General features: G+C 45.4%; 21 protein-coding genes. 8 read left to right on the forward strand and 13 right to left on the reverse strand.

The genetic code is table 11. The annotated features are described in order from the left end of the window. Positions 1-86 precede the first annotated feature (86 nt). The 3 genes from LKD46_RS08250 to LKD46_RS08260 all read left to right on the forward strand — a co-directional run bounded on the left by LKD46_RS08250 (position 87) and on the right by LKD46_RS08260 (position 3,192). Entirely contained in the window at positions 87-1,295 is a 1,209-nt protein-coding gene (locus tag LKD46_RS08250) for a MalY/PatB family protein (protein ID WP_118608670.1), read from the forward strand. 104 nt (positions 1,296-1,399) lie between these two features. After that, positions 1,400-2,758, forward strand: a complete 1,359-nt coding sequence (locus tag LKD46_RS08255; RefSeq protein WP_022426237.1) for a M20 family metallopeptidase — start codon at positions 1,400-1,402, stop codon at positions 2,756-2,758. A gap of 20 nt (positions 2,759-2,778) precedes the next feature. Continuing rightward, positions 2,779-3,192, forward strand: a complete 414-nt coding sequence (locus LKD46_RS08260) for a C-GCAxxG-C-C family protein (protein ID WP_022426236.1) — start codon at positions 2,779-2,781, stop codon at positions 3,190-3,192. 256 nt (positions 3,193-3,448) lie between these two features. Here the strand turns inward: LKD46_RS08260 and LKD46_RS08265 are convergent, their stop codons facing one another. Beyond that, positions 3,449-5,566, reverse strand: coding sequence for a glycoside hydrolase family 36 protein (locus LKD46_RS08265; protein ID WP_227574018.1), 2,118 nt, complete (start codon positions 5,564-5,566; stop codon positions 3,449-3,451). Between the two features lie 260 nt (positions 5,567-5,826). On the opposite strand from LKD46_RS08265, the gene LKD46_RS08270 reads away from it, so the two are divergent. After that, the gene (locus LKD46_RS08270) at positions 5,827-6,774 is read left to right on the forward strand and encodes an AraC family transcriptional regulator (protein ID WP_118608668.1); all 948 of its coding nucleotides are present in this window, start codon (positions 5,827-5,829) and stop codon (positions 6,772-6,774) included. Between the two features lie 180 nt (positions 6,775-6,954). On the opposite strand, the gene LKD46_RS08275 is transcribed toward LKD46_RS08270, so the two are convergent. The 3 genes from LKD46_RS08275 to LKD46_RS08285 form a co-directional block, all read right to left on the reverse strand. After that, a complete protein-coding gene (locus LKD46_RS08275; protein ID WP_118608667.1) occupies positions 6,955-9,030 on the reverse strand; it encodes a heavy metal translocating P-type ATPase in 2,076 nt (691 codons plus the stop codon). A 14-nt stretch (positions 9,031-9,044) separates the two neighbouring features. Beyond that, complete coding sequence (locus tag LKD46_RS08280; protein WP_022426232.1) at positions 9,045-9,386, reverse strand: DUF6110 family protein; 342 nt, start codon at positions 9,384-9,386, stop codon at positions 9,045-9,047. Between the two features lie 259 nt (positions 9,387-9,645). Then, on the reverse strand, positions 9,646-10,104 hold the full coding sequence (locus LKD46_RS08285; RefSeq protein ID WP_021651932.1) for a transcriptional repressor: 459 nt from the start codon (positions 10,102-10,104) through the stop codon (positions 9,646-9,648). 331 nt (positions 10,105-10,435) lie between these two features. Here LKD46_RS08285 and LKD46_RS08290 point away from each other — a divergent pair, with 331 nt between their 5' ends. Both LKD46_RS08290 and LKD46_RS08295 read left to right on the forward strand, forming a co-directional pair. Then, positions 10,436-11,551: an ABC transporter ATP-binding protein gene (locus LKD46_RS08290; RefSeq protein WP_118608666.1), complete on the forward strand. Its 1,116-nt coding sequence runs from the start codon at positions 10,436-10,438 to the stop codon at positions 11,549-11,551. Positions 11,552-11,655: 104 nt separating this feature from the next. Next, positions 11,656-12,744, forward strand: a complete 1,089-nt coding sequence (locus LKD46_RS08295; RefSeq protein ID WP_022426073.1) for a PucR family transcriptional regulator — start codon at positions 11,656-11,658, stop codon at positions 12,742-12,744. An 84-nt stretch (positions 12,745-12,828) separates the two neighbouring features. Here the strand turns inward: LKD46_RS08295 and LKD46_RS08300 are convergent, their stop codons facing one another. The 3 genes from LKD46_RS08300 to modA form a co-directional block, all read right to left on the reverse strand. Beyond that, positions 12,829-13,878: a sulfate/molybdate ABC transporter ATP-binding protein gene (locus tag LKD46_RS08300; protein ID WP_118608665.1), complete on the reverse strand. Its 1,050-nt coding sequence runs from the start codon at positions 13,876-13,878 to the stop codon at positions 12,829-12,831. After that, on the reverse strand, positions 13,878-14,573 hold the full coding sequence (gene modB, locus LKD46_RS08305; protein WP_118608664.1) for a molybdate ABC transporter permease subunit: 696 nt from the start codon (positions 14,571-14,573) through the stop codon (positions 13,878-13,880). Before modB ends, LKD46_RS08300 begins: the two co-directional genes overlap by 1 nt. Positions 14,574-14,640: 67 nt before the next feature. Then, complete coding sequence (modA, locus tag LKD46_RS08310; RefSeq protein ID WP_118608663.1) at positions 14,641-15,525, reverse strand: molybdate ABC transporter substrate-binding protein; 885 nt, start codon at positions 15,523-15,525, stop codon at positions 14,641-14,643. A gap of 312 nt (positions 15,526-15,837) precedes the next feature. On the opposite strand from modA, the gene LKD46_RS08315 reads away from it, so the two are divergent. Together LKD46_RS08315 and LKD46_RS08320 are read left to right on the forward strand one after the other, a co-directional pair. Then, positions 15,838-16,050 carry a TOBE domain-containing protein gene (locus LKD46_RS08315; protein ID WP_015527392.1) on the forward strand — a complete coding sequence of 71 codons (213 nt, stop codon included), beginning with the start codon at positions 15,838-15,840 and terminating at the stop codon, positions 16,048-16,050. Next, positions 16,043-16,963 carry a helix-turn-helix transcriptional regulator gene (locus LKD46_RS08320; RefSeq protein WP_118608662.1) on the forward strand — a complete coding sequence of 307 codons (921 nt, stop codon included), beginning with the start codon at positions 16,043-16,045 and terminating at the stop codon, positions 16,961-16,963. The genes LKD46_RS08315 and LKD46_RS08320 overlap by 8 nt, the downstream gene beginning before the upstream one ends. A 139-nt stretch (positions 16,964-17,102) precedes the next feature. Here LKD46_RS08320 and LKD46_RS08325 read toward each other — a convergent pair whose 3' ends face one another. From LKD46_RS08325 to LKD46_RS08350, 6 genes are all read right to left on the reverse strand, one after another. Next, a complete protein-coding gene (locus tag LKD46_RS08325) occupies positions 17,103-18,425 on the reverse strand; it encodes a serine hydrolase (RefSeq protein ID WP_173761054.1) in 1,323 nt (440 codons plus the stop codon). A 304-nt stretch (positions 18,426-18,729) separates the two neighbouring features. Beyond that, positions 18,730-19,806 carry an acyltransferase family protein gene (locus LKD46_RS08330; RefSeq protein WP_110102795.1) on the reverse strand — a complete coding sequence of 359 codons (1,077 nt, stop codon included), beginning with the start codon at positions 19,804-19,806 and terminating at the stop codon, positions 18,730-18,732. 15 nt (positions 19,807-19,821) lie between these two features. Continuing rightward, complete coding sequence (locus tag LKD46_RS08335) at positions 19,822-22,590, reverse strand: CDP-glycerol glycerophosphotransferase family protein (protein ID WP_059086128.1); 2,769 nt, start codon at positions 22,588-22,590, stop codon at positions 19,822-19,824. A 23-nt stretch (positions 22,591-22,613) separates the two neighbouring features. Then, positions 22,614-24,278 (reverse strand): CDP-glycerol glycerophosphotransferase family protein, encoded by a 1,665-nt coding sequence (locus tag LKD46_RS08340; protein ID WP_059086129.1) that lies wholly within the window; start codon positions 24,276-24,278, stop codon positions 22,614-22,616. A 14-nt stretch (positions 24,279-24,292) separates the two neighbouring features. Continuing rightward, positions 24,293-25,489, reverse strand: coding sequence for a CDP-glycerol glycerophosphotransferase family protein (locus LKD46_RS08345; protein ID WP_215638116.1), 1,197 nt, complete (start codon positions 25,487-25,489; stop codon positions 24,293-24,295). Between the two features lie 27 nt (positions 25,490-25,516). Continuing rightward, complete coding sequence (locus LKD46_RS08350) at positions 25,517-26,440, reverse strand: hypothetical protein (RefSeq protein WP_173775812.1); 924 nt, start codon at positions 26,438-26,440, stop codon at positions 25,517-25,519. Positions 26,441-26,449 lie beyond the last annotated feature (9 nt).

A 26,449-nucleotide genomic window follows, 5' to 3' on the forward strand; every position in this document is an offset into this window, starting at 1 on the left:
ATATCATCAAAAGCATACTCGTTGAAGTAGGAATGAAACATAGAAGTTTATAACTTTTTATAAGTTTTCAGTAACGGAGCATTCATATGAAATACGACTTCACTTCCATCATTGACCGACATGGCAGAGATTCCATCGCAGTAGACGGCCTGAAGGGCGATGGTTTCTCTCCTGCCCCGCCGAAGGAGGGCTTCGATGCCATCCCGATGTGGGTAGCAGACATGAACTTTCCTACTGTACCTACCATACAGCAGGCGATCATCGAACGGGCCAGTCACCCGGCCTTCGGTTACTTCGAAGCCCCGCCGGAATATTATAAAGCCATCATCCGCTGGCAGGAAACACGCCACGGTGTCACCGGTCTGAAGCCCAGACACATTGGCTACGAAAATGGCGTTCTGGGCGGAGTTATCAGTGCACTGAACTGCGTCTGCTCCCGCGGTGATAACGTCCTGGTTCACAGTCCGACATACATAGGCTTCACCAAAAGTCTGAAAAACAACGGCTACGAGGCCGTACACTCTCCTCTGATAAAGGATGAAAACAGCATATGGAGAATGGATTATGCAGACATGGAAAAACAACTCCGTGAAAAGAAGATCCACGCTGCCATTCTCTGCAATCCACACAATCCCTGCGGACGCGTGTGGGAACGTTGGGAGCTGGAAAAAGCCATGGAGCTGTACCGAAAATATGATGTCTACGTCATCTCAGACGAGATCTGGTCTGACCTCATCCTGAATGGCCATAAGCATATCCCCAGCCAGTCCGTCAGCGAAGATGCCCGCCAGCGTACAGCGGCCTTCTACGCTCCATCCAAAACCTTTAATCTGGCAGGACTTGTTGGCAGCTATCACATTGTATACAACAGCTGGTGGCGGGATCGTATTTTGAAGGAGTCCAGTCTGAGCCATTATAATATGATGAATGTTCTGTCCATGCACGCTCTGCTTGGCGCTTATCAGCCTGAAGGCTATGAATGGACCGATGAACTATGCGAAGTACTAAGCGGAAATGTAAGCTTTGCCTGTGATTACATTGACCGGCACTTTAAGGGTGTCAACGTTTCCAGACCGGAAGGCACCTACATGCTCTTTGCCGACTGCACCGGCTGGTGTACTGCCCATGGCAAAACAATCGAAGATGTGGAAAAAGCCTGCTGGGATGTCGGCGTTGCTGTCCAGGACGGCAGGATGTTTTTCGGTCCCTGTCACCTAAGAATGAATCTGGCCTCACCCCGTTCCCGCATAGAAGAAGCCTTCCGCCGAATGGATCGGTACGTCTTCAACAGGTAAAAATCCACTCTGCCATTCATTACAATCTATGCTATAATAGAGCTCATAACATCAGCGTTCCATCCTGTCACTTTCCGGAACGCTGTAAACAGGAGGAAATCAATATGGATATTAAAGAGGAAATCCACGCATTATCAGAAGAAATGCTCACAAATCTTGGCAGACTGGTTGCCATTGACTCCCAGCTCGGTACCCCTTCCGAGGGAAAACCATTTGGTGAGGGTCCTGCAAAAGCCCTGGAAGAGGGACTGAAGATTGCCGAAGAACTTGGCTTTAAAACCGTAAACCTGGATAACTACTGCGGTTATGCCGAAATGGGTGAGGGCGATGAGATCGTCGGCATCGCCGGTCATCTGGATATCGTTCCTGTAGGCGGAGACTGGACCTACGATCCGTTCCGCCTTACCCGTGAAGACGATCATGTATACGGCCGCGGGACCACTGATGACAAAGGCCCTATCCTAGAAGCGCTCTATGCCATGAAGCTTCTCCGCGACCACGGCGTGAAGCTGAACAAAAGAGTCCGCCTGATCATGGGCTGCAACGAGGAAACAGGTTCCAAATGTATGGATCACTACAATCAGGTAGCAGAAGAGCTTTCCTGCGGTTTCACACCGGATGCCAGCTTCCCGTGTATCCACGGTGAAAAAGGTCAGCTTGCCATGATCGCCTGCTCCAAAAACACCCGGATTATCTCCATGAACGGCGGTTTTGTATCCAATGCAATGTGTGACACCTGTACAACCATTGTTCCCGATGAGGACGGTCTGAAGGAAAAGCTGGAATCCGCACTTTCCCGGACGAAGCTCCAGGAATATAAGGTAACCGAAGAAAATGGTGAGCTCACCATCTACGCCAAAGGTATTCCGGCTCATGCCAGCACTCCCCATCTCGGTGTCAATGCTGCAGGAGTAACCTTTGAATGTCTGGCAAAAGCAGGCTTTGAAGATGACTTTGTGGAATTCTATAACTCCCATATCGGCACTGCATGTGACGGCTCCGGCATTGGTCTGAAATTTGCAGATGAATACGGCGATCTGACGTTATGCAACGGAATCGTAAAAACAGAAAACGGTGTCATTTCCTGTACCATCGATATCCGTGTTCCGGTAACTCTTAATGAGACCGATATCCGCAAAATGTGCCAGGACAGACTGGAAGATAAAAACGGTCGTATTGAGATCATAAAGGTTGTTGCTCCGTTATTCTTCCCAAGAGAATCTCCGCTGGTAAATGCTCTTTACAAAGCTTACACAGATGTGACCGGCGATACCGAACACAAACCAATGGTCATCGGAGGCGGCACTTACGCAAAATCCCTCAAAAACATCATAGCCTTCGGACCTGAAAAAGAGGGAATTGACTACCGTATCCACGGAGCCGATGAATTTATCCTGGTCTCCGGCATGGAAGAAGCAGTACTGATCTATATGGAAGCGATCAAAAATATGCTTGCGATCTGAAATCAGGAGGATAAGAAATCATGAGTACAAAAGCTGAACACGCTACAAAATTACACGAGAATGGCTGTAACTGTGCACAGGCAGTTGCCTGTTCTTTCTGCCAGGAATTTGGCATCGATGAAAACGAGATGTTCCGTATTGCCGAGGGCTTCGGCCTTGGAATGGGTGTTATGGAAATGTGCGGTGCTCTTTCCGGTATGGCTATGATCATCGGACTTTCCAACAGCCGCGGAAATACCGAAGAAGGTTCCGGCTCCAAAGGTGACACTTACAAAAAGCTCCGCACCTATATCCAGAAATTCAAAGAAAAAAACGGTTCCTGTATCTGCCGTGAATTAAAAGGTGTGGAGACAGGCAAGGTTCTCTGCAGCTGCCCGCAGTGTATCACCGATGCGGTTGCTCTTACAGAAGAATATCTTGCGGAAAACAGATAATCTCATAAAATAAAACAGCAGAATTGTATATTCCCTGTAATCACGGGACATACAGCTCTGCTGTTTTCTGTTTCTATTCGCTTTTCACTGTCAGATCCTTCACCCATCTGTATTTCTTATAATTCAGGTACACAGCCGGGATCTTTACAACTTCATCCAGACTGATGAGCTTTCTGGTAAAAATGCCGGCGCTCTTTTATTTTCCATTTATTTTTGCCCACGCCTCTTCGTCAAACTTACGGTCTTTCACGCTTTTCTATTTCATCTCGATCTTAAACAGTCTGGCCACTTTTTCCTGTGGCATCTTCACTACAAGATTTCCATTTTCGATCTTATATCCGCACATCTCTTCCTTCGGATAGATCACGGATACTCTGCGGACCTGCTCTGCATTTTCCAGCGGGATCACTGCTTCTGTTGTTCCCGGTGTCCATACCGAAAGATAGGTATTCTTCTCTGCTTTCACTCCGTAAGCAAGAACTTCAGATTTCAGAGTTCCAAAACCAAGCGGGAAGAACGGCACGCCGTCACGGACTTCCTCACGGATCTCCTTATACAGGGAGATTCCCTCCTTCATACGGTTCATGGAATTTTCGCCCAGCTTCCATACCATACCGCTGATATATGGGCGGAGAAGCATACCATTTACTACATTGTAGATCACATGCTCTTCTTCATCCTCATACGGATATACCCACATACCACCCTGCTCCGGAGTTACCGCACTGGCTACATTGGCAGCGATATTGGCATTGTAGAGATAATCTGTCTGATCACTGGTAGACTGCAGGCTTAAGATCTTCAGCATACCATAATCCATACGCTGTCCGCCGGAACCGCAGTTCTCCACAACAAGCTCCGGATGATCCCGGAAGATTTCCTCATACCACTGGTGAAGACATTCATAATGCTCACGGATGGCATCTGCACAGCTGTCACTGTTCAGATCACTTCCATATCCCATGGTTACGTTATAGTCCACTTTAAAGTACTCTACACCGTAATCATTGATCAGCCTGTCTACTACATCACGGCAATATTTCCGTACCTCCGGATTGCGGAAATCCAGCATATAGCGTTTATTGTCAATGTGGCGTTTTCCATGACGGCAGACAAACCAGTCATCCGGAAGCTTGTTTGCCAGTTCGCAGGCAACTCCCATAACCTCGATTTCCAGCCAGAGTCCCATTTTCAGGCCTTTACTGTGTGCATGATCGCAGACTTCTTTCAGACCATTGGGGAATCTTCCGGATGCTTCTTTCCATTCCCCGACACGGTCCCACCAGAATCCGTCGTCATACCAGCCTGCATCCAGGCAGTAATATTCGCATCCGAGCTCTGCTGCCTTGTCAATGATGGAAAGCTCCCGCTCCGTTGTAGGGTCTCCCATCAGGCAATTCATGTAATCATTAAATACCACGTTCAGCTTCTCATCGTCCGCATTCGGTCTGCGTACTTTTCTCCGATATCTGGTCAGTGCCGCTGCTGCCGGATTCAGGCCACCTTTTACAACAGCTGCCCCTGCCGGAACGGTTGTAAAGCTTTCTCCCGGTTTCAGATTCTTATACCAGCCATGCTCCTGCTCTGTGGCGCCGCTTAAGGCAAGATACAGATTTCCGCCCTGTGCAGAGCCATATTCTGCCAGCCACTGTCCGGAGCTTTCAATCTGGAAAATATACGTCTCCCCTGTTTCTCTGTCCTCGGCAATTCCCATGGGAAGATACTCACAGGTAGACCAGGTGCCCTTTCCACTGTAACAATAACGGTTCAGGCCATATCCCTGATGATTGAAGCCATCTACGACCATTCCGTTTAAATTCAGCGTTTCTGCATCGTATTTCTGCCACTGTGCCTCACAGCACCAGCTGTTAAACGGCACATAGATATCTGTTTTTTTATAATAAGGCTTTTCGCCGCCTCTGGAGATTCCCTGATACATAAAAGAAGAAACATAGGTCAGCCCCTGATCCTCACTTCCCTCGTTGATGATCTCTGTCCAGGTCTGTACTGCCGGCACTCCGTCAAACAGGCGCATATGATATACTGCCTTCAGCTTTTCCGGGGAAATCATTACGATCTCCAGCTCTTTTCCGCCGGCCTGTGCCTTCAGCTCATGGTTCTCATAAACAAAATCCACAGAGGACTGATTGATGTTGTTTTTGTAGGCATGCATGTTTAAGCTTCCTGTGCCGCTTCTGTGAATCTCAACAGCCGGATAACAGATATCCTCCTTCGGCTCCATGACTGCTTTTTTTACTTCCTGTGAAGAAAAATCTGCCAGCTCTACCACGCCGTTTTCCCGGATACGAAACTGGATATCCAGGCCATTCTCATGTAATTCGATCATTTTTATTTTTTCATTTTTATAGCTCATAGAAAATACCCTCCGTTTTTCTGATTCTGATCACAGTATAATATCTGTTTTTTTATAAGGTGACAGGTATCATCCCCAGAATGTAAAAATGCAATATATTGTCGTATTTATTTTTGCGTGATATACTGTTTGCTGACAGTAAAGAGTACAGTCAGTCAGACATGTAGGGCGATTTAATCGAATATCTGCATCTGTCCGACTCGCAATTTACAGCTGAAATATTTACATTCCGCTTCGCAGTATACTCAGGAGGTTTTTTCATGCCAGATATTTTCCAGGACTCTTCCCGATATTTCCATATTTCTGCTTTTTATGCTCTCTCCCTGCCTTATTATCATATGGAGCATCACACACATTCCAGCTATGAGATCATGTATATCACCTCCGGTTCCTGCCGGGTTTTCTGCCTGGATGGCACACAGGACACGGAATTCCCACTGAAATCCGGGCAATTTATCTTTATCCGGCCGGATGTACCTCACAGGCTGGAGATTCCGGATGGTTTTCCCTGCTCGATCCTGAATCTGGAATTTTCCCTTACTCCCGAAAAAAGTCCGGTTGCTCTGGAGCTTCTCCTGAAAAAGGATCCCGGATTTTCCCGGTTCTGGAATTTTACGGAATCCTCCCAGGGCTTTTGCTCCGGCCCGGATTCCCGCAGCTTCGGATACAGCCTGAAGGATCTGCTCACCTTTTTACAACAAAATTCCGGTCAGATACAAAAGGAAGAATTTCTCTTCTTTCTTCTTTTCAGCCGCATGCTTACAGAGCTTGCATTCTGCGCCCACTCCAGCCGGAGCACCCAGGGAATCGTCTATCTGAAAAAAGCGCTCCGCTATATTGACGAGCATTATCTGGAAGACATTGATATTCCTGCCATCTCCGCATATGCAGGGATCAACAAATCCTACCTGCAGGCGCTCTTTACAGAAAAAAACGGCTGCACCATCAATACCTATATCAACCGCAAGCGTATGGAACAGGCCTCCTTTCTTCTGTGCAACAGTACTCTGCACATTACGGATATTGCCTTTTCTTCCGGATACAACAGCCGGCAGCATTTTGCACATACCTTCGAAAAATTTTATCATATGAACCCCTCCAGGTACCGAAGCCTTCATACCCGGCCTCTCCGTTCGGATACCCAAAAGAAACGCTATCATATGACTGACGGACTGATGTTGGAAAGCGAACCCTTTCCTCAGGAATAAAACTTACTTCATACACCTACACCTTCAGGCTGATACCTGCGATCCACGTCTGAGTATCCTAAAAAAACGGCCAGGTACGAAGCTCTTATCTCTTCGATAACCTGGCCGGCTTTTTATATTTATTGTCAAGCGGATATTCGCAATCCTGCAGGGGACTTACTTGATTCGGTTAAAAATTTTCTATGGAAGCAGATTCTGCATACTCTTCAGGCTGATCGCCAGTGTGGAGGTATTATGCAGAAGTGCGGATGAAGTCGGCTGCAGGATACCTGCAACGCCACAGGCGATAAGACCTGCGTTAAAGGTAATAATAAAACGGTAATTGCGTCTGATACGCTTCATCAGTGCATTGCTGATCTCTTTCAGAACAACAAGCTCCTGAAGATCATCTGCACCTACAGTAATATCTGCGATCTCCCGGGCAATTTCAGCACCATCACTGATGGCGATACCGACATTGGCTGCGGAAAGTGCCGGAGAATCATTGATTCCGTCACCTACCATGATAACCTTTCTTCCGGCTGCCTTTTCTTTTTCGATGAAGTTGGCCTTATCCTCCGGAAGTACCTCGGAATAATATTCGTCCACTCCCACACGTCTGGCAATGGCTGCTGCTGTACGCTCACTGTCCCCTGTCATCATAACGATCTTGGAAATCCCTGCCCCACGCAGTGCTTCTACAGAAGCTTTCGCCTCCTCACGAAGAGGATCTTCAATACAAATCACGGCTGCAAGACGTCCGTCAATGGCAAGATACAGATGGGAATACTCTTCCGGAATATTGTCGAATTTCTCCTTGCCATCCTCCGGGATCAGACATTTCTCATCTTCAAATACAAAGTGATAGCTTCCGATCACGGCCTTATGGTCTTCGATCGTAGTGGAAATTCCATGCGCTACTACATATTCAACCTTTGAATGCATCTCCTCATGGGCCAGATGCTTCTTCCTGGCAGCACTGACAACAGCCTTGGCCATGGAGTGTGGGAAATGCTCTTCCATACATGCGGCGATACGCAGCATCTCCTCCGGATCATTGTTGTCAAAAGGAACCACATCCACAACGGTTGGCTTCGCCTTTGTCAGAGTTCCTGTCTTATCAAATACGATGGTATCTGCCTCAGCCATTGCTTCCAGATATTTACCGCCCTTAACTGTAGCCTTATGGGTACCGGCCTCACGGATTGCAGACAATACAGAGATCGGCATTGCAAGCTTAAGCGCGCAGGAGAAATCCACCATCAGGATCGCAAGGGCCTTGGTGGCATTTCTGGTAAGGAGATATGTAAGTGCTGTTCCTCCAAGAGTATAGGGAACCAGCTTATCTGCCAGATGCTCTGCCTTTCCCTCCAAAGAAGATTTCAGCTTCTCAGACTCCTCGATCATGGTAACGATCTTGTCATAGCGGCTGGAACCACCTACCGTCTTTACGCGGATGGTGATCTCACCTTCCTCCACAACAGTGCCTGCATAGGCAACGCTACCCTCTTTCTTGCATACAGGTACAGACTCACCGGTAAGAGAAGCCTGGTTGACCATAGCCTCTCCATCTGTAACACTTCCGTCAAAAGGAATTACGGTACCCATACGTACAACAACATCATCTCCCGGCTGGACCTCTCCGGACTCTACCAGGATCTCCTGATCCTCTCTCTTCAGCCATACCCTGCCAACATTCAGGGACATGGTTCTTGCAAGATCACCTACGGATTTCTTGTGCGTCCACTCTTCCAGGATCTCTCCGATCCCAAGCAGGAACATGATGGAGCCTGCAGTACCAAAGTCCTGACGTAATACAGACACTCCAATTGCAGTGGCATCCAGGACCGGCACCTCGATCTTACGGTGAAGAAGTGTATCGATTCCCTTCCAGATATATTTCAGGGAAGTAGCTGTTGTATAAATGGCATTCAGCGGATATGGCAGAAAAAGCCTTCTTCCGTAATGGCAGATCACCTTGGAGATTAGCTTCTCCTGATATTCTGCATTCAGTGCTCTCCCTGAGCTCTGCAGCACCTGTGAAGGAACCTCTACATCCTGATAATGAAATTCGCTGATACCACGGATAACCGCAGCTCTACTGCCCCGATAATTTACAACTGCGTCACAGGTTCTCTCGTATACCTTGGCAGAAACCACTCCAGCAAGATTCTCGAGATAATACAACAGCGTATCTGCCTGCCCGTAGCTCATCCTCTTCTGAGCAAGATGGATACGAAGCCGGCCTCTTGTCTCATGTTTGATATAAAATTTCACGGAAAATCGCCTCTTTACTCAGCTGTCTCTTCTGCTGCTTCTTCTGTCTCTTCTGCTGTTTCTTTGAATGCATCCTCATCTGCAGTTTCCTCTGCTTCTGTCTCAACATCCTCTACAGCCTCTTCAGCTGCTGCTCTTTCCTCATTGATCTCCTTAGCTTCAGCATAAATATCTTCAGCATTCTCCTGAAGATTCGTAGCTGTTTTCATGATGCAGTCCTTAGCTCTTAAAACAGCTGCTGTGCATCCTGTGTAAAGCTTCTTCGCATCCTTGCTTGTGAGGATCTTGATTCCTGCTGTACCGAAAAGAACGCCTGCTGCAAAAAGTCCTGATTTCTTGAATTTAAAGTCTACCATAATAATTTCCTCCTGATATATGATTTTTATTTTTTTCTGATTCCCGGTGAGGATTTTTCATGTCCGCCCCGATATTTTCATTATTATAAAATGTCTATAAAAAAAAGTCCAGTGTTTTTTGTGTGAGTTCAACACAATTCGTTAAATTTTCAGTTATTTTTGCCTAACAGTTAATTTTTACTAATAGTTCAATCTATCTAATTCTTAGTCTGTACAAACCTCTTCTTTCCTATTATATTGTGCCATAACTTTTCCATACTCACCCGACCTCATGAACAGGCAGCAGCGCCAGGGTACGGATATTCTGTTCACTGATCTCCCCGCAGGCCCGAAGTCCTGCAAGGATCACTTCATTAAGCTTCTGTCCGGACAGATGGCATATCGTATCATCATCCAGTTCTACTGTGCAGACGCCTTTTGTGCTGCATGCCACGCGATACATATTCTTTCGACTGATAGCACCGATGGATTCCAGCGTATTGACCATACGGTATACTGTAGCTACACCGATCTTCGGATCCAGTGCGGAAGCCCTGTAATAGATTTCCTTACAACAGGAGCACTCTCCCTCCAGGATAATGTCCAGAAGAATCTTTCTCTGTCTGGTGATGCGGAGCCCCTTCTCCTTCAGTTTCTCTATAATAAGATCCCTCTGCATCTCTGTATGTCGGTAGCATCCTGTTTTTTTCTCTTCTGTTTCGGCTTCTGCAATATGCATTCTGATCCCTCCTTTATTGAGAAAACTTTTCTTTTATCTAATAAGTTAGTATACTCCAACTTAGGTTAGTTGTAAATAACTCCTTTGAACTTTTTTTACATATTGAGGATTCTGCCTGAATACCGTATAATGTTTCGTGAACCTGTACATAGGAAACCGTCGTTTTGACAAAATGACGAAAAATCCCCTTTCGTTTTTTCGTCAGAATGACAAGAAACTGCCGGAAACTTTGTAAGATTCAGCTCTAGCCCTTTTCTCTCATTTTCGATATACTGTTAACCAGCAAAGGAAATTACGTAAAACAATATATTAATTTTGGAGGGAAACAACAATGGCAAGTTTATCATTATCTCACATTAATAAAACTTATCCGAACGGCTTCCAGGCAGTTAAAGATTTCAACCTGGAGATCGAAGACAAAGAATTCATCATCTTCGTAGGACCATCCGGATGTGGAAAATCTACAACACTTCGTATGATCGCAGGTCTTGAGGAGATCAGCGGTGGTACACTTAAGATCGGTGACAAAGTCATGAACGATGTTGAGCCTAAGGACCGTGATATCGCAATGGTATTCCAGAACTACGCTCTGTATCCTCATATGACAGTTTATGATAACATGGCATTCGGACTTAAACTTCGTAAAGTTCCGAAGGACCAGATCGACAAGGCTGTTCGTGAAGCAGCAAGAATCCTTGACCTTGACAAGCTTCTTGATCGTAAACCGAAGGCTCTTTCCGGTGGTCAGAGACAGCGAGTTGCTATGGGACGTGCTATCGTTCGTAATCCTAAGGTATTCCTTATGGATGAGCCTCTTTCCAACCTGGATGCTAAGCTTCGTGTACAGATGCGTATCGAGATCTCCAAGATCCATCAGAGACTTGGCGCTACTATCATCTATGTAACACATGACCAGACAGAGGCTATGACACTTGGTACCAGAATCGTTGTTATGAAAGACGGTGTTGTTCAGCAGGTTGATACACCACAGAACCTGTATCAGAAACCAGGCAACCTCTTCGTTGCAGGATTCATGGGATCTCCGCAGATGAACTTCCTTGATGCTGTTATCTCCGAGAAAGGCGGCAATGTAATTGCTACAATCGGTGGTGAGCATGAGATTATCGTTCCGGCAGCTAAGGCTAAAGTCCTGAAAGACAAAGGCTATGTTGGAAAGAAAGTTGTTCTTGGTATCCGTCCTGAGGATATTCATGATTCTCAGATGTTCCTTGAGACATCTCCAAGCAAACCAATGAACTCCGTAGTTAAAGTTTACGAGCTTCTTGGTGCTGAAGTATTCCTGTACTTCGATGTTGACGGAACTCAGGTTACAGCACGAGTTGATCCTCGTACAACAGCTAAGACCGGTGATCCGATCAGATTTGCATTCGATATGGAGAAAGCTCACTTCTTCGACAAAGAGACAGAGCTTACTATCACAAACTAATTCTCGTCGAATCATAAAAACAGAATGTAACCCCGGGGGATATGATTTCCCGGGGTTTCTTTTTATTTCACTAGTTTTATTTCACATCAGAAAGGACGCTTTTTATGAAAATACAGCAAACAATTCAAAAATGTCTGGATGACTGGACCCGGATCAGCGGTCTTGATTTCTGTATTCTGGATGAAAATGACCAGATATACATTTCCACAGGGGACCGTCGACTTCCTTCTTCTGAAAAGCTTGCTCAGTTCCGGGAGGATCCTGCCTTATGCATCTCCAACCGCAGCTGCAGTCTGTACAAGCTGAACAACATACCTCAGAGCAATATGCTTCTGATCGTATGGGGCTCCGGAGAGCAGGCTTCTACCATCGGAGAGCTTGCTGTCTGCCAGGTAGAAAGTCTCCTCACTGCCTATACGGAAAAAACAGACAAGAACTCCTTTATGCAAAATCTTCTCCTGGACCGTTATTCCCAGGTAGAAGCTTTTAACAAGGCTGCCCGTCTTCATATCACACCTTCCGCCCGCCGTGCGGTATTTCTTGTGGAAACCAAGCAGCACAAGGACGAAAATGCCCTGGCTACCATCCGCAACATCTTTTCTGCCCGTACACGGGATTTTATCACTGCACTGGATGATTCCGGCATCATCGTAGTACGTGAGCTTCAGAGCACCGAAAGCTACGAAGAGCTGGATGGTATCGCCTGCATGCTGGTGGATATGCTCAATACAGAGGCCATGACCTCTGCCTGGGTTTCCTACAGCAATGTTGCAGATGATATCATGGAGCTTTCCGATGCCTACAAGGAAGCCCGCACTGCTCTCGAGGTCGGCAAGATCTTTTATGCTGACAAAAACGTTTTCGGTTACAACCGTCTGGGCATCGGACGTCTGATCTATCAGCTTCCCACTCAGGTCTGCAACATGTTTGTAGGCGAGATCTTCGGAGAAGAATCCCTGGAATCTATTGACGACGAAACCCTCAATATCATCCGGACCTTCTTTGAAAATAACCTGAACCTTTCTGAAACCTCCAGACAGCTCTATGTGCACCGGAATACTCTGGTGTACCGTTTTGAAAAGCTGCAGAAGCGATTTGGCCTGGATATCCGTACCTTTGAGGATGCACTGGCCTTCAAGCTTGCCATGATGGTGTCCGATTACATCACCTATTCCGGAAATCATGGAAAATAGATTCTGCTCGTAAAAATCCATCAAAAATGCAGGAACACAAAAAATCCCCGGAAACAGCAGATAATGTCTGTTTCCGGGGGTTCTTTATTTCAGCAGCATCAGATGCTCCGGTGGAAGATACAGATATTCCGGAAGATCTTTATCCGGATCCTCCGTAAAGCTGTTTTTGGGACGCATCCACCATAATCCGGCAGCATTCTCTTCCGCTTTGTTTCGGATCATATACTGATGTTCAAATGTAGTTTCTATGTATTGGTCTACCCGTACTGCCATACAGTTCTCACCCGGCTTTGATTCCGGGCGGATCCAGTGGCCGCGGATCCCTACATGGGTAATATCCATATCTACGTTTTCTTCGGTATGGAGCTTCATTTTCCAGTCCGCCGCATAGATTTCGTGAGGTCCCAGCCTCTCCGCTCTGGAAAAATTCTTACAGCCGGTAAGCTTTGCTGCCTCCAGAAGTCCCGGTCTCTCAAACAGCTGCTTTGTCTCCCCGGTCACAAGGATCCTGCCTTCATGTACAATGGAAAGCTCCCTGCAGAATTTATAGGCCTCATCTCTGCTGTGTGTCACAAGGATCATATCTCCCGGATAGTCCTTGAGGAAATCCTGCATCTCCCGCTGGAGCACATCCTTCAAGTAACCGTCCAGTGCGGAAAACGGCTCATCCAGAAGAATAGCTTCCGGCTCTCCGATCATCATTCTGGCCAGTGCCACTCTCTGCTGCTGTCCGCCGGAAAGCTGTGAGGGCAGGCGCTTCTCCAGCCCCTCCAGATGATATCGCCGGATCAGATCTGCCACTTTTTCTCTGGCGGAGGATTTTTCCCCACGATAACCGCAGCGGATGTTCTGTTCCACTGTCATGGTTGGGAACAGCGCATAATTCTGAAACAGATATCCGATCCGACGCTTCTGCGGTTTCAAATTGATCCCTTTTTCAGAATCAAACACTGTTTTTCCATTGATGACGATCCTTCCCTTATCCGGTGTTTCGATTCCTGCAATACAGCGTAAGGTCATGCTTTTTCCGCTGCCGGAAGCACCAAGAAGCCCAATGGCTGCCGAACTGCCTTCAAAATCTACCTTCAGGGAAAAATCACGGAAGTTTTTTTCGATATTTACTTTGACTGCCATCAGATCCACCTTCTTGTTTTCATTCCTCTTCCGGATACGATATTGATCAGCGCTACGATCACAAAGGAGATCAGCACGATCACAACGACCCAGAATCCTGCAGTTCCGTAATTTCCGGCTGCTGTCTCTGATGCAATGGCAACAGAAACTGTTCTGGTTTTTCCAAGGATATTTCCGGCAAGCATGGAGGTTGCGCCATATTCTCCGATTGCACGTGCAAATGCCAGCACTGTTCCGGATGCGATCCCCGGTCCTGCCGCAGGCATGACTACCCGCCAGAAGATCCGGCTGTCGCTCATCCCCAGAGTCTGGCCTGCATGGATAAGATTTATATCCACCTGTTCAAAAGCAGCCCGTGCATTGCGGTACATCAGCGGAAATGCGATCACTGCCGCTGCGATCACACAGCCCTTCCAGGTCTGCACGATCTTAATATCAAAATTATCCAGAAGAAAGCTTCCGAAGGGCCTTTTCAGACTGAAGATCAGTAGCAGAAAAAATCCAGCCACTGTAGGAGGAAGTACCAGCGGAAGAGTAAGGATCCCATCCAGTACTGCTCTGGCTCCCGGCTTCAGCTTCATGATCTTTCGGGCGCAAAATATTCCCAGAAAAAAAGCGATCACTGTGGCTGCCAGACCTGTTTTTAAGGAAATCCACAGAGGACTCCAGTTTATTTCTCTCAAAAGTTCTGTCATATTTCATTCCTGTGCCGGCATTTACTGTGTTTCAGTATTTACTGCCTGCCGGTTTTCTACATCATACTCATTTGGATGTGCTGTCCTCAGCCTCCGTGTTGTCTGCAGAAGCTTCTGTGGCATCCTCGGAATCCTCAGCCTCATATGCTGTAAATCCATAGTCCTCAAATACCTTGATTGCTGCGTCAGACTCCACATAATCAAGAAAAGCCTCTGCTGCCCTGGTATCGTCTTCCGATGCTTCCTTGTCCTCGATAAGTCCCACAGGATAAAGAACCGGCGTCTTAAGGCTGTCTGTCGGCGCCTCTGCGATGATATCTACTTTATCAGTAACAGATGCAGCATCTGTCGCATATACAACACCAACCTCATTACTTCCTTCACTGACTGCTGCAAGTACATCCGTTACATTCTTGCACTCGTTGATCTCCATTTTGTTTACATCGTCCATGATTCCAAGATTGTTAAAGATCTCACGGGCGTACTGTCCCACCGGAACATCCTCTCCTGCAAGCGCCATATTCTCAGCGTCTGTGATATTCTCGAATCCTGTTACCTTTGTCTCTCCGTCCTTTGGTCTGATCAGAACGACTTTGTTCTCAAGAAGATCCTTAACGGTGTCTTCCTTTGTCAGTTTTTCCTCTGTGAGGGCATCCATCTGTTTATCTGCTGCTGAAAAAAAAAGATCACAGCGTGCACCTTCCTCGATCTGTGTCTGCAGTGTACCTGAACTGTCTGCACTGTAATAGATCGTTACATTCGGATAAAGCTCATTGAAATCCTTCTGGATCTCCTCCATGGAATTGCTGAGGCTGGCAGCAATAAATGCATAAACCTCTCCCTTCAGGTTCTCATCACCTTTCACTTCTGTGTCCGCCGCAAAAACAGTTCCGGTCATAAGGCCTGTTGTTAAAATTCCCGCGGTAAGGGCTGCTAAGATTTTTTTCTTCATCTTTTGTTTCTCTCCTTTTCCGTTTCGTTCAGTTTTGTTTAGTTTTGAATGGTTTTGTTTAATTTTACCGAAAGGAAAGTTTCTTGTCAAGCTATAAGGCATTGCTGTTTTTCTCTACAAGTGCTATCATAAATACATAGTTGACAAGCCAGGCGGATGTTCACGATCCGCTTCGTTTCTTATCTTATCATGAGTGGCTTACAGCACTCCTGATACAGACAAATCCCACACAAGGTTCATTGCTCTGCACAACGTAAGCAGAGAACTTGCCTGATCCGGTTCATTCAATATTCAAGAAAAGGAGAATTACTTATGAAACTCAGTGCACGTAATCAGTTAAAAGGAAAAATCATCAACATCAACCAGGGAGCTGTAAATTCCATCGTTTCCATCGATATCGGTGGTGGAAATATCATCACTGCTACCATCTCCTGTGCGGCGGTGGAAGAACTTGGACTGAAAGTAGGCTCTGATGCTTACGCAGTGATTAAGGCAACCAATGTTATGGTAGGTATCGATGAATAAAGTCTACACAGCACAGGAAGTTGCAGATAAACTAAAGATCAAAAAATCCACAGTATATGACCTGATCAAACGCGGAGAGCTTTCCTCCTCCAAAGTCGGCAAACAGCTGCGGGTCAGCGAGGAACAGCTGTCTCAGTATCTTAAGGGTTCGGAATGTTCTGCGTCTTCTGCTCAGTCTTATGATCACCAGCCGGAGAGCTCTCTTTTGAAAAGGGATTATCTTCTGCATTCCAGTGGACTGATCATCAGCGGACAGTGTTCTCCGGCTCTGGATCTTCTCCTGAATCAGCTTCCCACACACCCGGACAATCTGCCGGTTCTGCAGTCTCACATGAACACCTACAACGGACTGTATTCTCTCTATTTTGAAAAAGTCCACATTGCCTGTGCATCCGCCTCACCGGAAGATATCCATAGCCTTATACCCGGTATCCCACTGACTGTGATCTCTCTGTGTCAATATCCTGTCGGCTTCTATGTAAAAAAAGAAAATCCCAAGAATATCCGGGGATTTTCTGATCTTACACGGGCAGATATTATTTTTGTGAACCGCGAAAAAGGAAGCAGCCGTCGTATCCTTCTTGACCGTACACTTCTGTCTTCCGAAATTTCACCGGATTCCATATCCGGATATCGAAATGAGCTTGTTACCGATCACTCCACGGCTGCTGCAGTGGCTGGCGGACAGGCAGACATAGCTCTTGGCGAGGCCTGTGTAGCGAGAAGCTTTCCGGAGCTGGATTTTCTTCCTGTTTGCCAGGAATCACTCTTCCTGGTTATGCAGACCAAAAATCTGAGCACCCCCGGCTTTCAGGCCGTAGCGGAAACCATTGCATCCGAACCTTTCCGCCGGTTTTTAGCTCTTCAAACCGGATACGATACTACTGACACCGGAAATATCCGGCATATTTAGGGCTAAGAAAAACGCTTATGTAAAAAATTCTTCCACAACCATTTCTTTGATAATACAAAATCAGCCAGCACGTCAATGATCACTCCTTATTTTTGCCCAATTAAGGAAGTTTCTTGATCCTATGACTGCTGACTGATCTTTATTTATTCAAATATTGATATACTCTTGAAGAAATCGAACGGATTCCGTACAGTAAATGATCTTCGGAAGCGCCTTCTGAAAATATACATAATACATAATTTGTTTTCTTTCCATAGACGATTGCCATATCATGCTGAACTGAGCTTGTCTCACCAGTTTTGTTCGCGCATACTATACCTGTCGGAAGACCTGATGGAATTTTGTATCGTTTCGTCTGATGCAGTAAAAGATTTAGCATTTCTCTGGAATACTGTTGAGAAACACACTGACCTCGATAGATTTTTTCTAAGAGTCTCCCACAATCTTTTGCAGATGCCGTGTTACGCCAGCCATCACTGCTCCAGGCAGAAGAAGATGGATGCAGGGAACTGTGACAACCGGTATTTTTGTAACCGTTCTTTCGAAGATACTGGTTCACTACAGCCGTTCCTCCTACAAAGCTTCCGCCTCCCTGACGCCTTACCAGTTCATTATAACATTCATTATCACTGACAGTGATCATATCCCACAGCAAGCTGTACACACCGGAGCTGTATTGCATTTTTCCCTGACGGATCTGATCATAGACCGACGCCATCACAAATGCCTTGATCGTACTTGCCGGATACATTTCCCGATCATTTATGTTTACAACATTTCCTGTTTTCAGATCTTTTATATAAACAGACCAGTTTCCACCGTAGGCAGAAACAAAGCTCTCCAATTCCGATTTAAATGCACTTAGAGCATACTCTGATCTTGTACTTTTTCTTCCCTGCCAGTCCACATACTGACCATCCGGTGTTTTCATATTTTTCGCAATGGTTCCGTTCGATTTCAGGTAATAACCATCTTTCCACCGGTTCACCAGCATTTTTCCATTTTGGTCTACATAATATTGCTGGCCCTCACAGGTTACCCACCCTGCCTTCTGTACCATTCTCCCATTATCATTGCCAAAATAATAGATTCCGTTAAACTTTTTTCCCTGAACTGTTTTGTTCACTTTATGAAAAGACGGACGCATGCAGATTCTTCCGGTTCCATAGAAATAATAATAACCACTTTTAAAATTACGCCCACCGAATCTTCTCTGTCTTATATAGCGTACTGTTCCACGATCAGCCAGTTTTCCGTACGCTTCCACATAATAAATGCCTGCGATAATTTTTTTGCCCCGTACCTTCTGTTCAGCTACGTTTACAAAGCCACGCTCTCCCTTTGAAATTCTTCCATTGGAGTCTGTGATGTGGTATTTATCAAAGCGGACACCAGAAACTGTCTTTTTATCAAAATAATACACGGATTGTTTTCTCAAAAGTTTTCCGTTTTTATCAAACATATAAAATCCTGTTTTTAAAAACTCTGTCTTTGGAATTGACAAATAACGTAATCCGGTAAGTTTTCGCTTCTTAGAATCTTTCAAATACCAGTTCCCGCCAGATTTCTGAAGATAATTTCCACTGTTATCCCAAAATCGTACCGTTCTTTCAGCAGCCTCGACCTTTATCTCTGTACTTCTGATACCAATAATTCCTCCAAAAACCACTATTAATATCAACCAATATATACAAACTGTTTTTTTTGCTTTCATACTTTAACAAGACCTGCCACAGACAATGACAGGTCTTTCTCCTTTATCTTTATTATCCTATTTTCATGCAGATGTTCTGGATCAGGCGGTTGTAGCCGGTTACCTTTTTCAGCCATTCCAGCGCTATGGACACTGCCAGTGAAGCCAGCAGAAGCGTCAGTGTATTGGTCAGAAAATATCCACTCACATACACAAAAGAATATTTTCTTATAAATGTATGTATCAGAAATATATTCATGGAATGTTTTCCGAGGAACAATAAAATCTGTCGCACTCCCGGAATGACATTAATAAATTCGCAGCAAAATGCCATAAATACAATTGGATACACACCCCAGTGGATCTCACTGTATACCGTCAGCGGCAAAGTTCTGTACGCTTTATACAAAATAAACACCGCAAGAAGCTCCAGAAGAAATTTGAAAACATGCTTCATTCCAGCATTCCATATCTTAAACCATCGGTTAAACAGATCATACTTGGCTACACACATTCCCATGAGAAATACCGGTAAAAATGCATAAATACCCGTAATTCCCATAACCTCCAGGGAAATTATCCGTGGAAATGCCGCAACAGCCACAAGAATAAATACCAGATATTCTTCCTTTATCATAAACAGTGGCACACAGATGATAAAAATGATCGCCGCACTCATATACCACCAGGTTCCGTTCAGAGTCGAAGTTCCGAAAAGTTTCGCCAGACCAAAAAAATCCAGCACCATTGCGCTAACACCTTTGGCAATATTCCCGTTTCCGAAATATCTGGCCACGGCATAGCCGTTATAAAGCTGTGAGCTCACAACAGAAAGCCCCCATATAATCCAGAACCCTCCCATTGTTTTTATCAGTCTTTTGGCTGTCCACTTGCCAGGTGTAGAATTATTTTTTCTGTAACTGAGATACAGTCCGTATCCGGAAATAAATGCATAGATCGGTACACAGATCTTAAATGTTCTGCACAGATACATGATCCGATCTGCTGAAAACGGAGTGAAAACAACATTCAGCCCCTCAAATCTGTCTTGACTCAGATACATATGATGGAACAGCATTATAACAATGGCAATGCCCTTCATCGCCTGAGAATTATATTTATCAAACTTTATTGCCTGCTTTCCTTCCAAAATCCAACCTCCATATTACCGATTCTCGATGATCCTCTCATAAACTCGTTTGGAACAGTTACGGTCATTAAATGCAAAGGTCTCATCCATTCGTTTCCGATATTCCTCTTTCATCTGACAGCCGTCTGCCATATATTCGATGATCCGGTCCACAGTTCCGTCCAGTGTATGCTCCACCTCTCCGAAGCCATCTCTCTCATAGTCAAAGTATCCCTCTGTGTAGGAATGCGCGCCACTGAAAAAGCTGTCTCTGTCAAACTGGGAGTATACGATGGGTTTTCTCAAATATGCAAAATCAAAGGCAACCGAAGAATAGTCCGTGATCATCAGATCTGTCTGGGCAAAAATGTCCTTGTAGGAATAAGACGAATCCATAAATTTTACCCGTGGATCATGACGGAACATATGCAGACCGTCAATGGTATTTGGGTGAGGCATGAAGCAGATGGTATATCCGTACTTCTCTGCCGCTCCCAGAAGTCTTTCGCTGTTGAGAAGATCATCATAAAAATGGAAATATTCGCTTTCCTGAAATTCTTTTCCAAGCTGCCATACCCCTCTGGCATCGGTTCCTGAGGAAAGGCTTTTGCGCCAGGTAGGCATCACCGTCACATACTTACGCTCATCATGGACCAGACGGTCATAACGCGGCATTCCCGTAAGCCAGATATTTTTTTCCGGATAAAAATAGTCATAGGTAAAGGCAGAATCATATTCCGGCTTTGTGCTGACGATAAATCCGAAAAGATTACGGTTGTATTTGTTCAGCCACTTGGACTGGTTGTCTTTGGTCACACCATGCTGTAAAAATACCAGCTTTTTGTCATAGATGATATCGCGGTACAGATACTCCAGCTTTCCAAAAGGATTGATCACCGGTTTGTTAGCCTGGGAGGACAGTGAAAATTCATTCAGCAGGAACAGAAGCTTATGCTTCCAGGAGAAAGGCTCCACAACCTTTCCAAGCTTCTTCATTTCCACATAATCCTGTGTATCCTTGTTGACTACAAAGTACGGCTCCACCGTAGGGTCCGGATTGGCGCAGAGATAGCGGAACATCACTTCGCCGTTGTCATCTCCGCGTGTTGTACGATCGGAGATCAGCCAGATCTGCTTTTTCTGCTTTGCCTTCTGCATCTCGTAGAGCTTACGTACGAGAACTGCCTTTTTTCCGGCCTTTCCCTGAGAAAATATTGCTTTGGTGCGTTTTTTCTTCAGCTGTTTCTCCCTACTCTGACTGTATGGCTCTACCGTTACTTCATACTGATGGCCCAGAACCTTTGCATCTTCCTGATCCTCTCCACGGATCATCCGGACTTTTTCGTTAAGATACAGAAGCTTATCCTCTATATGCAGGAAAAGCGGCAGCTTCTTTGTAAATGGCACATATTTTCCGTAGGAAATATTGTACATTTTATTTATATGTCCATCTGTGCCTGTGCCCCAGCTGATAAACTCCCGGATCTCGGAAAGCGGAATGTCCACGATATACAGCTTCTCAACGGCACTTTCTTCTCTGCACCAGCCGGTTCTTTCCAGTGTATATTTCCATCTGGCTTCATAGGTGTTGCCACCAGTCATCATATATGCACGGTTTGTCCTGCTCACAGGCTCCACAATGGAAAATTCACAGTGAAGCTGGTCTTTTTCCGGCTGGAATATCTTGACACGGAGATTGTCATATATGGGATTCAGGATCGTGTCTGCCTGATCCGGAAATTTTTTGCATATATCCGGATAATATTTCCGGAGAAGATATACTTTGTTTGCCCTGCTGATATGCTGATTGGACATCACGATCTCCGGAAACTCCATCTGCTTCAGGAAGCTTTCGATACCTTCCTCATATCTGCACTTTTTCTCTTCATCAAGCTTCTCGTTATCAAATATGATATCAGCTATTTTTGCGCTGTAATACAGCAGCACATAATCTGCATTTTTTTCATGAACAGGATTTTCTTTTATTCTGCAGTCTGCGATCTTTCGGAAAAATTCCTGATAAAATACCTCCAGCTGGTCCGGATCCTGCAGCATATTCTTCCAATCATCCACCATGAGATGGTCCGCAAGGATCTGCACATAGATATCTTCCCCTGAAGCCACTCCCAGACTCCGGCAGCTTACAACGGACTGATATACCATGGTCATCACATCCAGATACCAGATCTCCGGACGGATCTCGGATACCCATTTCACCTGATCTGCGGCAAATGTGTAAGCGGTATACAGCTGATGCAGAAGATATACATTGTTATCCAGCGTTGTTTTTTCGGTGAAACGGTTACAGTAATTATTATGCTCCCGCACATAGATATTTCCTTTTCCACGGATCTTTGTTAGGACAACATCTCTGTTTTCTTCCTCAAAGCAGCGTCTGATCTCTGCACTGGATTTTGGGGAAAAACGGATTCCGGCTTTTGCAAAAACAACATAGCTTCCGGCTATCTTATCCTTCAGCTCCGCCACAAGATCCCCGCATTCCAGTCCGTCAATATATAAAAGATCCCGGTCATCCAGCATCTCCCGGAAACGAGGATCCTCCGGATTGAACTCTCCGTAGATCTTATCCAGCTCTTCGTCCTTGAGCTCTTTCTCCTTTTCTCCGGCTTCCTCCAGCTCCCGCATGTCCCGTTCATCAGGAATATCCATATCTCCTGCAATGCATACTGCAAGGATCTGTACCGTTCCTTCCGGTGTGACCTCACGTACATTTTTAAAGGTTCTGTAAAGCTTTGCGGTATCTTTTGCAAAAACAACTACTGAAAATTCATACTCCCTGTTCATATTGCTCCTTTTGTATCCTTACATTAAAATTTTTTCTCTTTCAGCCTTCTTTTCAGTTTGTCCGGTATTTGAGCATTGGCTATATATTCATAAATTCGTTTGCTGTTGTCATTGTCCCTGTAGGGAAGAAGCTCATCTCTTCTTCCTGAAAATTCCGGTTTTTCACGGAATCCGTTCCTCGCATATTCTCCGATAAGGTCTACCAGCTGGTTCTGATCCCATGCCAGATCTCCGAAAACATCTTTTTTGTAGTCCATATAGCTTCCCTGGACTTTCTCATAGGTTTCCAGATCAAAGGGATAAAATACCACCGGTTTTTCCTGATAGTAGACATCCCAGGAAACAGAAGAATAATCGGTGATCAGCATATGACAGCTCATCAGAAGCTGATTCAGCGGCATAGTCCCAAATGGGATCAGACGGATATGCCTGTCTTCCACCTGAAAGCTCCGGATATGTTCCCGGAATTTCGGATGGATATAAAAATTCAGCGTGATATTTTCCTTTTCCAGAAGAGTCTTAAGCCTCTCATCCTGCAGAAATGCTTTATAACGCTGATAGTATTCACTTTTTTTGAACTGCTCCTCGCTGATATCCTCCAGCCAGCTTCTCCATGTAGGCATCAGCAGGATCTCTTTATGAGCCGGATCCGACTTGTCCTCCAGCACATCCCATCTGGCCAAACCAGTGATGATGATCTCTTCATTATCGTATCCGAAATAATCATGGATGATCTTCTGTTCATAACCCGAAGACACCACAAACAGTGCCATCTGATTGCCTCCGCCTTTATGAAAGGTCCTGTGGCATTGCTTGAAGCCCATCACTCCATGCTGGAGAAATACAATGTTCTTCCGTGCCTGATACAGAACCTTGTAGATGCTGTTGGGCGAATCCCAGATATAAAAATGCCGGATTGCATCGGTAGATATCAGATACCGTGCAGCGCTGAGATAGATCATGTACTTAAATGACATGAACTGGATCACATTGGCATCATACTCTTTTACAGCCTGATAATCCGGACATTTTTTATCTATTACATAAAAAATCCGACTTCTGTCCTTCTCCGATGCATGCTCCATACAGTACCGGAAAAAATAGAGGCCGTTGTCCTGTGCCATTGTACAGTATTTCTCGCAGATCAGCCATAATTTCTTATGATCCCAGTAAGGTTTCAGGATAAAATAGCAGAATAATGCAAGAAATTCTTTTGCTATAAATGCATAGCTGTCATATTTCGGATCATATTTCCGGTATTGAATGGTAAACTGCCTTGCTCCGTTGACAAAGGGATAAACCATATGCCCATCCCCGGTTCTGGTCCATCTTGGAAAAAGGATCAGCTTAAGTTTAAGTTTTGAACTTAAGCCTCCCAGGATCGCATCCTCATAATTTCCTTTTCCTTCTTTATCCACAGATGCCACCACATCCCAGAATGCGGTTTCCATCGGATACTGATCTACATTGATCTGTGCATGATACACGATCGTATTTCCTTTTTTTGCTGTCTGCATTTCAAAAGGAAAGCTTGTATCCAACACTGCATTTCGCTGCTTCAGCTTCAGGGAACGAATCCTTCCTCTGGATCCTTCCAGCTCAAAACTGATCTTTATGGTTCCTTTTGTCAGCGAAAATTTCCTAGTTTTTACCTTGATCTCCGCCGGAGCTTCCATTAACTGCTGCAATTTTTCACCACCTGTTACATTTCTTTGATCGCTTTGTAATTTCTTTCACAGTTCTTTGTATCCCACAGATCAAAATATTTTCCGTGTCTTTCCAGATAGATCTCTTCATTGGCAAATCCCTGCTTATGCAGGCGGATCAGCCAGTCCGTTACTTCCTGTTCCGTTACACATACCGGACCGAAGCCATCTTTCCGGAAATCAAAATACCCGATCTGATGATGACTTTGCCGGAATTTTTCATTGTCAAACTGGTAGTAGACCAGTGGCTTTTTCATGTAGGCAAAGTCCATGGCCACACTGGAAAAATCAGTCACCAGCACTGCGGACTCTTTAAGGAGTGTCTGCACATCGTACTCAGGCCAGGACGCCACTGTGATCTTCGGATGATCCACATGAAAATATTTCAGGAACCGATGCATTTCCCTGTGCGGATAAAAGATGATCTGAAGATCGTTCTCCTTAATGTAGCGAATCAGTCTCTCATCCTTGAGAAGTGCATCCCAGTAACGGTAATAATCGGTTTCCATGAATTTCTGTGCTTCCAGCTCGTGATCAGAGGCTGAGATCTCATTGCGGATATACATACGCCAGGTCGGCATGATCAGGATCTGGTTCTTTTTTACCTTCATATCATGAAGCTGGTCAAAACGACACAGTCCCAGCTCCTGCACATAGCCTTCCGGATATCCGTACCGGTCATTGACATATTTCCACTCATCATAGGTACTGGTAACAAAAAGGCTCATTTTTGTATGGGGATAATACAGAAAACTAAGATCTGCCGTAATGATCCCATGCTGCAGGAACGCCCGCTTGTTCCGTAGGATTCCGTAAACCTCCAGCACATAGCAGATGGCTGCGTTTGGTTTTCCCATTTTCTGGGAGCTGATATTTTTTGATGCAGCCAGATAGTAGATCCAGTGGCGGAAGCTTCCATACTGGATCACAGGTCCCAGATCTTTTACCCGGGCATAATCCGGAGATTTTCTATTGATGGCGTACACTGCATCCTCACTGGTATTTTCTCTCAGATATTTGTACAGCCAGAATCCGTTATCCCGGCATTCATTCTCTGTATCACAGAGAAGCCAGAGATCCCTGCGAAAAAGTCTGTAGACCATCGCAATGGGAAATGCCAGGATAAACTTGATGATGTGAAGCAGATCCCCAGGTTTTACTCGTTTCAGTTTTTCAAGAAATGTCTGTTCCATGTTTCCCTCTGTTTACAGGATCCCGGTTTATTCCTCTGACCAGTCTCCGTTATCATCCCAGACAATCTCTCCGTCTCCGCTGTCATCTGTATCTGTACTGTTGTCAAGAGAATCGTCACCGCTTCCGCTGTTGCTGCTGTCATCTACATAGTCGCCGCTATCATCACTGCTGTCATAGTTTCCATCATCACTGCTGTTGTCGTAGCTTCCGTCATCGCTGCCGTCGTAGCTTCCGTCATTACTGCTGTCATAGCTTCCGTCATCACTGTTATCATAGCTTCCATCATCACTGTTGTCATAGCTTCCATCGCTGCTGTCAGAAGAAGTATCCGTGATACCGGAAGAACTGTCTGTCAGATCTGAAGCATCTGTGCTGTCTGCGGAATCACTGCTGTCCGCCTCACTGTTATCCGTTTCCACATTGCCAATAGTGCTCTTCTCACTCTTGTCACTGAGGCTTGTATAGGTCAGGTATGCTTCTCCGTTATCGATCATCAGTTTTGCCTTTTCCATATCGCTCAGCTGTACACTGTAGATCTCATAGGCATTTCCGTCTCCGTCTACGATCTTCATATCATAGATGGCATCTCTTGCAGAATCCGGGGTGTAATACATCTGCACCTGCTCCGCATCTTTGATGGTAGCTTCTGCAGGAACAAGACTTTTGCCCCATTCTTCCCCTCCTGCCGCGCGGAGATAGATCTCACGGATCTCTCCCTTCGTGCTGTTGGTAAGATAAACAAATTTTGCAGTACTGGTCTTTACACCGATCAGCTTCGGTGCAGGTGTAGATGTGGGAAGCGGTGTGGATGTAGCCGGTGCAGCCGTAGGTGCGGCTGTAGGAACCGGTGTTGGTGTCACCTCTGCTGTTTCCTTTGATGATTTTCCACAGCCGGCAATACCAAGCGCCGTCACTGCTGTCAGTACGATCAAAAGCTTCTTATATTTCATAATGATTAC

This window comes from Blautia fusiformis (assembly GCF_020686995.1).
Taxonomy (GTDB): Bacteria; Bacillota; Clostridia; order Lachnospirales; family Lachnospiraceae; genus Blautia_A; species Blautia_A fusiformis.